Here is a 12,259-nt window from a genome sequence, read left to right as displayed (position 1 = left end):
GGTCCCGTTCGCCGACTCGGGAACTGCCGGGACCCGCGGACCCCGCCCCCACACTTCCGTGACCGTTCCGCGCGCCCAGCCTGCCCCCGCCCGCGTAGGCCAGAGCCCCAGGAGGACCCATGCCGCCGACACCCGCCGTCCCGACCCACCGTCTGGTGCCCGCACCGGCCGGCCGAGTGCACCTGGTCGAGCAGGGGAGCGGGCCGCTGGTGCTGCTCGTCCACGGATTCCCGGAGTCCTGGTACGCCTGGCGTCACCAGCTGCCGGCCCTGGCCGCCGCCGGGTACCGGGCGGTGGCCGTGGACGTCCGCGGCTACGGCCGCTCCTCGAAGCCGGATGCGGTGGACGCCTACCGGATGCTCGACCTGGTGGCGGACAACGTCGCCGTGGTGGACGCCCTGGGGGAGCGGTCCGCGGTGGTCGTCGGGCACGACTGGGGCGCGACCATCGCCGCCGCTTCGGCTCTGACCAGGCCGGACGTGTTCCGCGCGGTGGGGCTGCTGGGGGTGCCGTACACCCCGCCCGGTGGTCCGAGGCCCAGCGAGGTCTTCGCGCGGATGGGCGCGGAGGAGGAGTTCTACGTGTCCTACTTCCAGCGGCCGGGCCGGGCCGAGGCGGAGATCGAGCCCGATGTGCGCGGCTGGCTCGCGGGCTTCTACGCGGCCCTGTCCGCCGACACCATGCCCGCACCCGGCTCCCCGAGCCCGCACTTCGTCGCCCGGGGCGGGACGCTGCGCGAACGCTTCCCGGCCGGCCGGCTGCCGGACTGGCTGAGCGAGCATGACCTCGACGTCCTCGCCGGAGAGTTCGAGCGCACGGGCCTGACCGGGGCCCTGAACCGCTACCGGAACATGGACCGGGACTGGGAGGATCTGGCCCGTTTCGAGGGTGCCCCGCTCACCCAGCCGTCGCTGTTCATCGGCGGCGCGCGCGACGCCTCCCTCACCTGGCTGGCCGACGCGATCGAGGCGTTCGCGGCCACGCTGCCGGGCCTCGCCGGATCGCACGTCCTCGACGACTGCGGCCACTTCGTCCAGCAGGAGCGCCCCGCTCGGACCAACCGGCTCCTGACCGACTGGCTCGCCTCCCTCCCGGCGTGACGCGGACCCGGCTCCTGTCACCTGCGTGATCGCCGGCACAATCTCGAGAGGCGTACGACCCTGAAGGCGGCCGGGGCCCAGTCGGCCGCGCTCGGGCTCGCCGCGACGACCGGGTGCTGCGGCGACGGCGGCTCGGGGGACGGGACGGTGACGATCCGTTACTCGTGGTGGGGTGCCGAGAAGCGGGTGAAAGAGATCAACCGGACGATCCGCCTCTTCGAGAAGAAGTACCCGAAGATCAAGGTCAAGACCGACTTCCAGACGTACCAATCGTTCTGGGAGAAGTTCCGGATCCAGGCCGCCGGCGGAAATCCCCCGGACGTGTTCCAGAATGCCGTCGGGTTCCTGCGGAAGTACGACAAGAGAGGAATTCCTCTCGACCTCCAGTCGCAGCTGCAGGCAGGTGATCTGATCCTGGATCACTTCCGGGGCGGGGTCACGGAGGTCGGCGAGCCCGACGGAAAACCGCTCGGAATTCCCGTCGGCTCCAACACCATGGCACCGGTCGTCGGCAAGATGGTCCAGGGGAGCGAGGCGAGCTGGGTGTCGGCCAACGGCGCCGCGCTGTACGGCCTCGCGGCCATCGAGAACCTGGCCCTGCTCGGCGACAGCGTGCCCGCCTGGGCGGCGGAAGGGGAGCGCCGTCGCACGGGCGGCGGCGCTCGCCCCCCGAGTGTGGTCCGTGTCATGGCGCGACGCATGAGTACGCGTACTCAGATCCGCCGGCGCGCCGGGGCAGACTCTCCCCATGGACTGGTCCCGCTACCGCTTCCGCAGCCTGTGGTCCCTGCCCGCCCCGCCGGCCACCGTGTACGCGGTGCTGGAGCGGCCCGAGGACTATCCCCGCTGGTGGCCGCAGGTACGGGCGGTGACCCGGCTCGACGACACCACCGGCGTCCTCACCATCCGCTCCGTCCTGCCGTACGAGATGAGCTTCACCGCCCGTACGACGCGCCACGACCCGGCCGCGGGCATCCTGGAGGTCGCCCTGTCCGGAGACATCGACGGCTGGGCCCGCTGGACGGTGACGGCCGGCGGAGCGGGCACGCTGGCCCGCTTCGACCAGGTCGTCGACGTCGGCAAACCCCTGCTGCGGCGGCTGGCCGTACCGGGACGGCCGCTCTTTCGCGCCAACCACCGGCTGATGATGGCCGCCGGGCGGCGCGGACTGCTGCGGCACCTCGAAACGGTTTGAAGTAACACCGTGGGGACCTGTATTGTTCAGTGCGTTCCCGGGCGATTAGCTCAGTGGGAGAGCGCTTCGTTCACACCGAAGAGGTCACTGGTTCGAACCCAGTATCGCCCACCGGGAAAGGCCGGTCCGCCACAGGCGGACCGGCCTTCTTCATGCCGCCGCCGGCAGCTCCGGCCGCAGCGGCCAGTCCGTGCTCACCGTCTCCTCCGAGCCACTGCGCGCGAACCACGCCTGCAGGCCACGGGCCTGCGCCGCATGCCAGGCGGCCTGGAGCGTGTGCAGATCGGCGGCGGACAGGCGCTCCAGACGGGACGCGAAACGGCGGCCCAGGGCCCGTACGACGTCCAGCGCGGCCAGCGCGTCCGCGGCCGCGTCATGCGCGCCCTCCAGCGCCACGCCGTAGTGCGCGCACAGATCGGTCAGGGTCCGCCGGCCCTTGCGGTAGCGGTCCAGGTGCTTGTCCAGCACCCGGGGATCCAGCACCCGCAGCGGCACCGACTCGAACCAGCGGTCGAGCGAGGAGGCCCGGTGCCGGCGCAACTCCCGGTCCAGGAGCGTCAGATCGAACGGGGCGTTCATCACCACCAGCGGGCGCCCCATCGCCGCGTGCTCCGCCAGCTGTTCGGCTATCTCGTACACCACCGGCGACGGCCAGCGGCCGTTGTGCTGAAGATGTTCGTCGGTCAGTCCGTGCACCGCCGTCGCGGCCTCCGGCACCGGCACGCCGGGGTTCACCAGCCACCGGATGATCCGGGGCCGGGTACCCGGCGCGTCCTGGACGACGACGGCGGCCGACACGATCCGGTCGGTCTCGACGTCCACGCCCGTCGTCTCCGTGTCGAAGGCGGCCAGCGGCCCCTCGTACCAGGTCGTCATGAGAACCCAACTCCTCGTTCACCCACAGCAGATGACGTTCCGTCTTCTGCCCGTTTGGTGATACCCGGGCCGTTTGCGCCGTACGCCGGGCGGAGACAACAGGAGTACGGGTCTTTGCAGTTCAGCGGCCCGGCACGGGGAAACTCTTGGCTTGGAAGGCTGTTGGTCATGGCCATAGCGCAGCCCGAGCGGGGCGGGCTGCTGCCCGAACGCACGGGCCCCCTTCGCGGAACGCTCGCCACCACCGCCTGCATGGAGACACTGCAGGTCGGATATCTGCACGCGGTCGCCGCCGCGGCGGGATGCTCGCTGTCCCAGCCCTTTCCGGACAACGGCATCGACTGGCACGTCAGCCACAGCGCGCCCGGACACACGGTCGACGACGAAGTCACCATCAAGGTGCAGCTGAAATGCACCTACCAGGTCCCGCCGAACCCCCCGGGCCGCTTCTTCTCCTTCACGCTCGACAACGACCACCTGCGCAAGCTCGCCCGCACACCCGTCTCGGTGCACAAGATCCTCGTCGTCATGCTCGTCCCGCGCTCCCAGGACGACTGGCTGCGCGCCAGCCACGACCGGCTCGACCTCAGGCACTGCTGCTACTGGGTCAACCTGGCCGGTCATCCGGTCACCGGCCGGCACCGGACCACCGTGCGGATACCGACCTCGCGCATCTTCGACGACCGGGCGCTGTGCGAGATCATGACGCGGGTCGGGACCGGAGGCAGGCCATGAGAATCCGTCCGTACGACGGTCCGGCCCGGCAGGTCCGGCCGCACCCCGACGACCTCGGCTGGAACCGTCCCCCCGACCCCGCCGAGGTCGACCCCGCCGTACTGGGCGCCCTGCTGGGCCGGCACGGCTGGCAGCGGCGCGGCGGCGCGGCCGGACGCTACGGCCGCTGGACCCCGCCGGGACCGGGCGGCGGCGGGACCAGCCTGCTGGTGCCCGAGAGCCGGGCCTTCCCCGACAGCGACGACCTGCTCGGCGAGGCCCTCGACGCCCTCGCCCGCAGCGACACGCCCTCCGCGCGCGAGGTGCTGATCTCCCTCGCCGTACCCAGCGACGAGATCCGCTGGTGGCGCGACACCCCGAGCGGGCCGGTGGGCGCCGCGCCCTGGATCGTCGAGGAGCGACTGCGCACCGCCGCCCGGCAGATGCTCCTCGCGGCCGCCCTCGCCACACGCGCGCGGGCCGGTTACCACGGCGCCCGGCACCGGCGCTCCGCCGCCGCCCTGCTGGAGCACGTCCTCGTCGGCCCGGCCGCCGAGGGCCGCCGGCTGACCGCCTTCGCACCCGTGCCCACCGGCAGGCCGCTCGCCGTCCGCCTGCACCAGGCCCTGTGCGCGGCCCGCGAGGCCATCGACTACGAGCGGGCCACCGGCGGCATGGACGCCTTCGACGGCGCCGTCGAGGCCGGCGTCAGCCGTGAGCTCACCGACGCGCTGATCACGTTCGTCAGCGGCACCGAGGGCGCGCGCATCGCCGTCGCCTGGGCACCCGGGGCCGGTGTCCCCGAAGGCTGCGCCGCCGCGGCCGAACCCGTCGAGTTCTCGCCCGGCGACCTGCCCGCGCTGCGCGCGGCCGGCGCCCGCTATCTGCAGGAGGAGCCCTCCGTGCCGGTCCGGATCACCGGCGCCGTCGTCCGCATGCGCCGCTCCGGACCCGGCGGCGAGGGCGCCGTACGGCTGCGCGTCCTCGCCGGCGCCGAGGTCCCGCACGTCCGCGTCACCCTGGACGAGGAGGACTACCGCATCGCCGGCCACGCCCATCTCGTCGGACTCCCGGTGCGGGTGCACGGCCGGCTGGAGCGCCGGGGCGGCTTCCGCAGGCTCACCGGCGCCTCCGGGGTCGTACCCGTGCAGGTGGACGACGCCGAGCGGGACCGGCTGATGAAGTCGCTCCAGGAGAATCTCGACTTCTTCGAGGAGGCGTGCGGGGAGGCGTACGGGGGCGAGGACTGAGGGTGACCGTTTAGCGGTCGGCGGTGTCGGGTCGGTACGATCCTTGGTGCGCGCGCTCCTGGTATGGCGCCGCACCCCACCTTCAGTCAGGAGAGACCGGTGTCAGACGTCCGTGTGATCATCCAACGCGATTCCGAGCGGGAAGAACGCGTGGTGACGACGGGCACTACGGCCGCCGAGCTCTTCGCCGGCGAGCGCTCGATCATCGCCGCGCGTGTCGGGGGCGAGCTGAAGGACCTCACCTACGAGGTCGGGGACGGCGAGACCGTCGAGGGCGTCGAGATCTCCTCCGAGGACGGTCTGAACATCCTGCGCCACTCCACCGCGCACGTCCTGGCGCAGGCCGTGCAGGAGCTGTTCCCCGAGGCCAAGCTGGGCATCGGCCCTCCGGTCAAGGACGGCTTCTACTACGACTTCGACGTCGAGAAGCCGTTCACGCCCGAGGATCTCAAGGCCATCGAGAAGAAGATGCAGGAGATCCAGAAGCGGGGGCAGAAGTTCGCCCGCCGCGTCGTCACCGACGAGGCCGCCCGTGAGGAGCTGGCCGCCGAGCCGTACAAGCTGGAGCTGATCGGCCTCAAGGGCTCCGCCTCCTCCGACGACGGCGCGGACGTCGAGGTCGGCGCCGGCGAGCTGACGATCTACGACAACCTGGACGCCAAGACCGGCGACCTGTGCTGGAAGGACCTGTGCCGTGGTCCCCACCTGCCCTCGACCCGTCTGATCCCCGCGTTCAAGCTGATGCGCAACGCGGCCGCCTACTGGCGCGGCAGCGAGAAGAACCCGATGCTCCAGCGCATCTACGGCACCGCCTGGCCGTCCAAGGACGAGCTGAAGGGGTACCTGGACTTCCTCGCCGAGGCCGAGAAGCGCGACCACCGCAAGCTCGGCAACGAGCTGGACCTCTTCTCGATCCCCGAGCAGATCGGCTCCGGCCTCGCCGTCTTCCACCCCAAGGGCGGCATCGTCCGCCGTGTGATGGAGGACTACTCGCGCCGCCGGCACGAGGAAGAGGGCTACGAGTTCGTCTACACCCCGCACGCGACCAAGGGGAAGCTCTTCGAGACCTCGGGCCACCTGGACTGGTACGCCGAGGGCATGTACCCGCCCATGCAGCTCGACGAGGGCGTGGACTACTACCTCAAGCCCATGAACTGCCCGATGCACAACCTGATCTTCGACGCGCGCGGCCGCTCCTACCGTGAACTGCCGCTGCGCCTGTTCGAGTTCGGCACCGTGTACCGGTACGAGAAGTCCGGCGTCGTGCACGGCCTGACCCGCGCCCGCGGCTTCACCCAGGACGACGCGCACATCTACTGCACCCGTGAGCAGATGTCCGAGGAGCTGGACAAGACGCTCACCTTCGTCCTCGGCCTGCTGCGCGACTACGGCCTGACCGACTTCTACCTGGAGCTGTCCACCAAGGACCCGGAGAAGTTCGTCGGCTCCGACGAGGTCTGGGAGGAGGCGACCGAGACGCTGCGCCAGGTCGCCGAGAAGCAGGGCCTGCCCCTCGTGCCCGACCCGGGCGGCGCCGCCTTCTACGGCCCGAAGATCTCCGTCCAGGCCAAGGACGCGATCGGCCGCACCTGGCAGATGTCGACCATCCAGCTCGACTTCAACCTGCCCGAGCGCTTCGATCTGGAGTACACCGGCCCCGACGGCTCGAAGCAGCGCCCGGTGATGATCCACCGCGCCCTGTTCGGCTCGATCGAGCGCTTCTTCGCGGTGCTCCTGGAGCACTACGCGGGCGCCTTCCCGGCGTGGCTCGCCCCCGTCCAGGCGGTCGGCATCCCGATCGGTGACGCGCACGTCGAGTACCTGGAGAAGTTCGCCGCGGCGGCCAGGAGGAAGGGCCTGCGCGTCGAGGTCGACTCCTCCTCGGACCGCATGCAGAAGAAGATCCGCAACGCCCAGAAGCAGAAGGTGCCCTTCATGGTCATCGCGGGCGACGAGGACATGTCGAACGGCTCGGTGTCCTTCCGCTACCGCGACGGCTCCCAGGAGAACGGCATCCCGTTCGACGAGGCCATCGCGAAGATCGCGAAGGTCGTGGAGGACCGGACCCAGGTCTGACGTCCGTGACGTCCCGGCTCAGGGCCCCCGGCGCATCGCGTCGCCGGGGGCCCTGCCGTTGCGCGCCTCGCCCCTGCGACACGCCACGAACGGGCGAAGCCATATGCTGCATTGCATGACGAGTGAGCCGGAGCAGCAGATCGGAGTGGGGACGCAGGACGCGTTCCAGCGCCTGTGGACACCCCACCGGATGGCCTACATCCAGGGCGAGAACAAGCCGAGCGGCCCGGGAGCCGACGACGGCTGCCCCTTCTGCTCGATCCCGGCCAAGTCCGACGAGGACGGCCTGATAGTCCGCCGCGGCGAGCACGTCTACGCCGTGCTCAACCTCTACCCCTACAACGGCGGCCATCTGATGACCGTGCCCTACCGGCACGTGGCCGACTACACCGATCTGACCGGGCCGGAGACCGCCGAGCTCGCCGAGCTGACCAAGCAGGCGATGACCGCCCTGCGCACCGCCTCCGGCGCGCACGGCTTCAACATCGGCATGAACCAGGGCACGGTGGCCGGCGCCGGCATCGCGGCCCATCTGCACCAGCACATCGTCCCGCGCTGGGGCGGCGACACGAACTTCATGCCCGTGGTCGGCCACACGAAGGTGCTGCCGCAACTGCTGGCCGACACGAGAAAGATGCTGGCCGAGGCGTGGCCCGCGAGCTGACTCTCCCGTCCCGGTCGGCAGGCACCAGCCCGTCCGACGGCTGAGGACGAGGCCGTTCAGGCCGAGGCGGGGCCTGGGGGCGAGAGCCCCCAGATCTACGCGTCGTAGAGGTCCGCCTTCCTGGGCGTCGGATCCTGCACCAGCCCGCTCAGCACGGAGGAGCGGTTGCCGAACTTCTCCGTGTTGACGCCGTTCTCCCCCAGGACCCGCAGAGCCGCCGAGTGCACCACCCTCAGCACCGGTGTGGCCGCGCGCAGCGCGTCGTCGGCCATGAAGCGGTGCCGCCAGGGCTGATCGGCCCAGGCATGCCGCAGGCCGAACGGCTCGGGCAGGGCGAGGGAGCCGCCCAGCCAGTTCAGCAGCGGCGGGTACCAGGTCAGCGGAGCGCGCGCGGCGAGCCGTACCACCTCGTCGGTCGGCACCAGCGGAAGCTTGACCGTGCGGGTCTCCCAGGGCTTCAGCGACTTGGTGACCTCCTTGGTCGGCGCTTCCGGCTTCGCGTTGAACAGCGGGTTCACCGGTCCCAGGGCGTGCCCGGTCACCTCGATGCGCAGCGTCTCGTGCAGCACGGTCACCGTGATCAGCATGGTGATGATCAGCTGCCCGTCCCACAGCGTCCACTGCACGCCCAGATAGTGCCGGTCACCGCTGCCGAACTGCTGCTTGTTGCAGATGTCCTGTATGGCGTGCGGCTTGACCTGGAACGCCTCGACGTCCGTGCCCTCGGGCCGGGACACCGCCCCGGCCTTCTCGCCGATCGGCGTGACGATCCAGTGGCGTATCGACGGCCGGGGGAAGCCGCCGGTGTTCAGCGGGCCGCGCTCCAGCATGCGCAGCTGGTCGTGGATCGCGCGCACGACGTCCCAGCTGCGGAAGGGGTGGATCTCGCGGGTCGGATCGGCCGGCACCAGGTCCTCGGCGAGCTGCCAGGAACCCCAGCGGGTGCCCATGCCGAGTATGCCCTTGGGGCCGGCGTAGAAGACCGAGTTGGACTGCTGCTCGGCGCTGAGCCGGGCCAGCGACTGTCGCAGCTGCTCGGCGGCGGTCTCGCCCGGGCTGCGCGGCACGGCCTCGGGGACCTTCGCACCGACACTGCTGCCCGAGAGCAGACCGTCCCAGCGCGCCCGCAGGTCCTTCGCGGTCCGCTCGCAGATCCGCTTGGCCAGCAACCACCCCAGCACCGGGGCGACCACCGCCGCCCGCGCATACCAGGGCCAGAATCCGTGGAACGGCATCTTCAACAGGAAGAGCGCGGCCAGCAGACCGACCCCGTACAGCAGGGCGCCGCCCAGAAACCCGGCCTGTTTCACGTCACGCTTGGCGACGAACTTGCGCAGCTGGAAGACGATCAGCCAGCCGAGGAGTCCCGGCAGGAAGATCAGGCCGCACGCCACCATGAGCAGGGACAGCCGGTTGTCGCGGTCCCGGCGGATGTTGTTCGCCGCCAGGCAGTGCTCCACGACGACCGCGGGCTCGGCCCCGAAGGACTGGATGAGCGGTTTGCGGCCGGGGGCGAGCATGCGGTCGACCACGGCCCGGGAGTAGGCCTCGCCGAGGTTGGGCCGGAAGATCGTGGCCCACTTGCGGCCCGGCTTGACCGTCGACTGGTGCCACTCGTTGTCGGCCTTCTTGATCTCGTCGATCACGTTGTCCCGGTAGGCCGCCGAGGCCAGCGCGAAGGTCGCCGCCTGGCCCTCGCCGCCGGAGACGGGCACCTGCGGCCCGTCCCACTCCGTTCCCACCGACATTCCCGCCCCCCTCGCCGCCGGTCTCGCTCCGACGGCCTTCCCGACTTCCGCGCTCCGCACACCTGTTGGCCAGGCCGACGCGCCGATACCACGCCAGTACCGCACGACTTCGGCACGACGTGATCAGGTGATCAGCGTATCCGCAGCCACTGACACTCCGTCGGCGGACGGCCGAAGCCGCCCGCCGACACACAGAGTTGCCCGCCGGCGGTCGCTACGGCGTCTCGCCCGCCTGTTCGCGGATCCGCTCGGCGATCTGCGGCGGCATCGGCTCGTGCCGCGCGTACGCGCGGCTGAACCGGGCGGTGCCGTGGGACAGGGAGCGCAGGTCGATCGCATAGCGGCCGATCTCGAACTCGGGCACCTCGGCGCGGACCAGGGTTCGTCCCGAGCCCACCTGTTCGGTGCCGAGCACCCGGCCGCGCCGGCTCGACAGGTCACTCATCACCGCGCCCACGTAGTCGTCGGCGACCAGCACGGACACCTCGGCCACCGGTTCCAGCAGATGGATCCGTGTCTCGGCCGCGGCCTCGCGCAGGGCGAGTGCGCCCGCCGTCTGGAAGGCGGCGTCGGAGGAGTCCACCGAGTGCGCCTTGCCGTCCAGCAGCGTGATCCGCACGTCCACGAGCGGATAGCCGGCCACGACTCCCTTCGCGGCCTGTGCCCGTACACCCTTCTCCACGGACGGGATGAACTGGCGCGGTACGGCGCCGCCCACCACCTTGTCCACGAACTCGATGCCCGAGCCGCCCGGCAGCGGCTCCACCTCGATCTCGCAGATGGCGTACTGCCCGTGCCCGCCGGACTGCTTGACGTGCCGGCCGCGCCCGGCCGCCTTGTCGGCGAACGTCTCCCGGAGGGAGACCTTGTGCGGGACGACGTCGACCTGGACGCCGTACCGGCTGCGCAGCCGCTCCAGGGCGACGTCCGCGTGAGCCTCGCCCAGGCACCACAGAACCACCTGGTGGGTGTCCTGGTTCTGCTCCAGACGCATGGTCGGGTCCTCGGCGACCAGGCGGGAGAGCCCCTGGGAGAGCTTGTCCTCGTCGGCCTTGCTGTGCGCCTGGATGGCCAGCGGCAGCAGCGGGTCCGGCATCTGCCAGGGCTCCATCAGCAGCGGGTCGTCCTTGGGCGAGAGCGTGTCACCGGTCTCGGCGCGGCCCAGCTTGGCCACGCACACCAGGTCGCCCGCGACGGCGTGCGTCACCGGGCGCTGCTGCTTGCCGAAGGGCATGGACAGCGCGCCGATCCGCTCGTCGACGTCGTGATCCTCGTGCCCGCGGTCGGCCAGGCCGTGCCCCGACACGTGCACCGTCTCGTCGGGGCGCAGCGTGCCGGAGAAGACGCGGACGAGCGAGATACGGCCGACGTAGGGGTCGGAGGCCGTCTTGACGACCTCGGCGACCAGCGGCCCGCTCGTGTCGCACGCCTTCAGCTCACGCGGCTTGCCGTCGATCGTGGTGACCCCGGGCATGGGGTGCTCGAAGGGGGTCGGGAACCCGCCGGTGATCAGCTCCAGCAGCTCCACCGTGCCGAGGCCCTGTCTGGCGCCTTCCGCGGCGGGGGCGGCCGCCAGAACGGGGAAGAACGTGCCGCGCGCGACGGCTCGCTCCAGGTCCTCGATCAGCGTCTTCACATCGACCTTCTCGCCGCCCAGATAGCGGTCCATGAGGGTCTCGTCCTCGCTCTCGGCGATGATCCCCTCGATGAGCCGGTTGCGGGCCTCGTCGATGTCCGGCAGCTGGTCGGGGCCGGGTTCGGACTCCTTGCGCTCCCCGGGGGAGTAGTCGAACAGCTTCTGCGACAGCAGCCCGACCAGACCCGTCACGGGCGCGTGCCCGTCGGGGCCCTCCGGCCCGCGCAGCGGCAGATAGAGCGGCAGCACGGCGTCGGGGTCGTCGGCGCCGAAGGCCTCGGCGCACACCCGGGTCATCTCCTCGAAGTCCGCGCGCGCGGCCTCCAGGTGTGTGATCACGATCGCGCGGGGCATGCCGACGGCCTGGCACTCCTCCCACACCATGCGGGTCGAGCCGTCCACCCCGTCCGAGGCCGAGACGACGAAGAGGGCCGCGTCCGCCGCGCGCAGACCGGCCCTGAGTTCTCCGACGAAGTCGGCGTATCCGGGGGTGTCGAGGATGTTGACCTTGATGCCGTCCCATTCCACCGGCGCCAGGGAGAGCTGTACCGAGCGTTGCTGCCGGTGCTCGATGTCGTCGTAGTCGGAGACCGTGCCGCCGTCCTCCACCCGGCCCGCCCGGTTCACGGCCCCCGCGGTCAGCGCGAGGGCCTCCACCAATGTCGTCTTGCCCGAACCGGAGTGGCCGACCAGCACCACATTCCGTACGGACGCGGGGTGGTCGGCCGCCACTGCCCTGCCGGCGGCCCCAGGGTGTGTCTGTGTCTTTTCGCCCATGATCCTGCCTCCCGTGCACGGTGAGGTCACTGGGGCGCGGACACGCGGATCCGCGTGCGATGGCGGCTCCGGCGACGCCCGCGGTCCTTCGAGCTTTCCACTCCCGTCACGTTGCGTCCATACGACGGACGCCGATCGCGCCACGCGCGCCCCGTGCGAGGGGGTGTGCACCGGATCGGGGACGGGCTGCGGGTGCCCGCCCGTCACGCACACGCGCGCGTGG

The 12,259-nt window shown here is 71.2% G+C and carries 9 protein-coding genes, 1 tRNA gene and 1 pseudogene; 8 read left to right on the top strand and 3 right to left on the bottom strand.

All coding sequences use genetic code 11. The features are described 5' to 3' along the window. The first annotated feature begins 119 nt into the window (after positions 1-119). From AVL59_RS34185 to AVL59_RS34165, 4 genes and pseudogenes are all read left to right on the top strand, one after another. Positions 120-1,100 carry an alpha/beta fold hydrolase gene (locus AVL59_RS34185; RefSeq protein ID WP_067312514.1) on the top strand — a complete coding sequence of 327 codons (981 nt, stop codon included), beginning with the start codon at positions 120-122 and terminating at the stop codon, positions 1,098-1,100. 21 nt (positions 1,101-1,121) lie between these two features. Further along, a pseudogene (locus AVL59_RS49775) lies at positions 1,122-1,622 on the top strand (ABC transporter substrate-binding protein); the annotation flags it as partial. 226 nt (positions 1,623-1,848) lie between these two features. Next, positions 1,849-2,295 (top strand): SRPBCC family protein, encoded by a 447-nt coding sequence (locus AVL59_RS34170; protein WP_067312508.1) that lies wholly within the window; start codon positions 1,849-1,851, stop codon positions 2,293-2,295. Between the two features lie 39 nt (positions 2,296-2,334). Further along, positions 2,335-2,406 (top strand) — tRNA-Val (locus AVL59_RS34165). Positions 2,407-2,445: 39 nt separating this feature from the next. Here AVL59_RS34165 and AVL59_RS34160 read toward each other — a convergent pair. Further along, positions 2,446-3,171: a 3'-5' exonuclease gene (locus AVL59_RS34160; protein ID WP_067312506.1), complete on the bottom strand. Its 726-nt coding sequence runs from the start codon at positions 3,169-3,171 to the stop codon at positions 2,446-2,448. 168 nt (positions 3,172-3,339) lie between these two features. Between AVL59_RS34160 and AVL59_RS34155 the strand changes: the two genes are divergently transcribed. The 4 genes from AVL59_RS34155 to AVL59_RS34140 all read left to right on the top strand — a co-directional run bounded on the left by AVL59_RS34155 (position 3,340) and on the right by AVL59_RS34140 (position 7,875). Further along, positions 3,340-3,906, top strand: a complete 567-nt coding sequence (locus AVL59_RS34155; RefSeq protein WP_067312505.1) for a DUF4365 domain-containing protein — start codon at positions 3,340-3,342, stop codon at positions 3,904-3,906. Continuing rightward, positions 3,903-5,135, top strand: coding sequence for a hypothetical protein (locus tag AVL59_RS34150; RefSeq protein ID WP_067312503.1), 1,233 nt, complete (start codon positions 3,903-3,905; stop codon positions 5,133-5,135). Before AVL59_RS34155 ends, AVL59_RS34150 begins: the two co-directional genes overlap by 4 nt. 99 nt (positions 5,136-5,234) lie before the next feature. After that, positions 5,235-7,211 carry a threonine--tRNA ligase gene (thrS, locus tag AVL59_RS34145; RefSeq protein WP_067312501.1) on the top strand — a complete coding sequence of 659 codons (1,977 nt, stop codon included), beginning with the start codon at positions 5,235-5,237 and terminating at the stop codon, positions 7,209-7,211. A 103-nt stretch (positions 7,212-7,314) separates the two neighbouring features. Continuing rightward, positions 7,315-7,875 (top strand): HIT family protein, encoded by a 561-nt coding sequence (locus tag AVL59_RS34140; RefSeq protein WP_067312499.1) that lies wholly within the window; start codon positions 7,315-7,317, stop codon positions 7,873-7,875. A 95-nt stretch (positions 7,876-7,970) separates the two neighbouring features. Here the strand turns inward: AVL59_RS34140 and AVL59_RS34135 are convergent, their stop codons facing one another. Together AVL59_RS34135 and AVL59_RS34130 are read right to left on the bottom strand one after the other, a co-directional pair. Then, positions 7,971-9,623: a hypothetical protein gene (locus AVL59_RS34135; RefSeq protein WP_067312497.1), complete on the bottom strand. Its 1,653-nt coding sequence runs from the start codon at positions 9,621-9,623 to the stop codon at positions 7,971-7,973. 214 nt (positions 9,624-9,837) lie between these two features. Next, positions 9,838-12,036 carry an elongation factor G-like protein EF-G2 gene (locus tag AVL59_RS34130; protein ID WP_067312495.1) on the bottom strand — a complete coding sequence of 733 codons (2,199 nt, stop codon included), beginning with the start codon at positions 12,034-12,036 and terminating at the stop codon, positions 9,838-9,840. Between the last annotated feature and the right edge of the window lie 223 nt (positions 12,037-12,259).

It is taken from the genome of Streptomyces griseochromogenes, from assembly GCF_001542625.1.
Classification (GTDB): Bacteria; Actinomycetota; Actinomycetes; order Streptomycetales; family Streptomycetaceae; genus Streptomyces; species Streptomyces griseochromogenes.
This window is presented reverse-complemented; position numbering and strand designations above follow the sequence as displayed.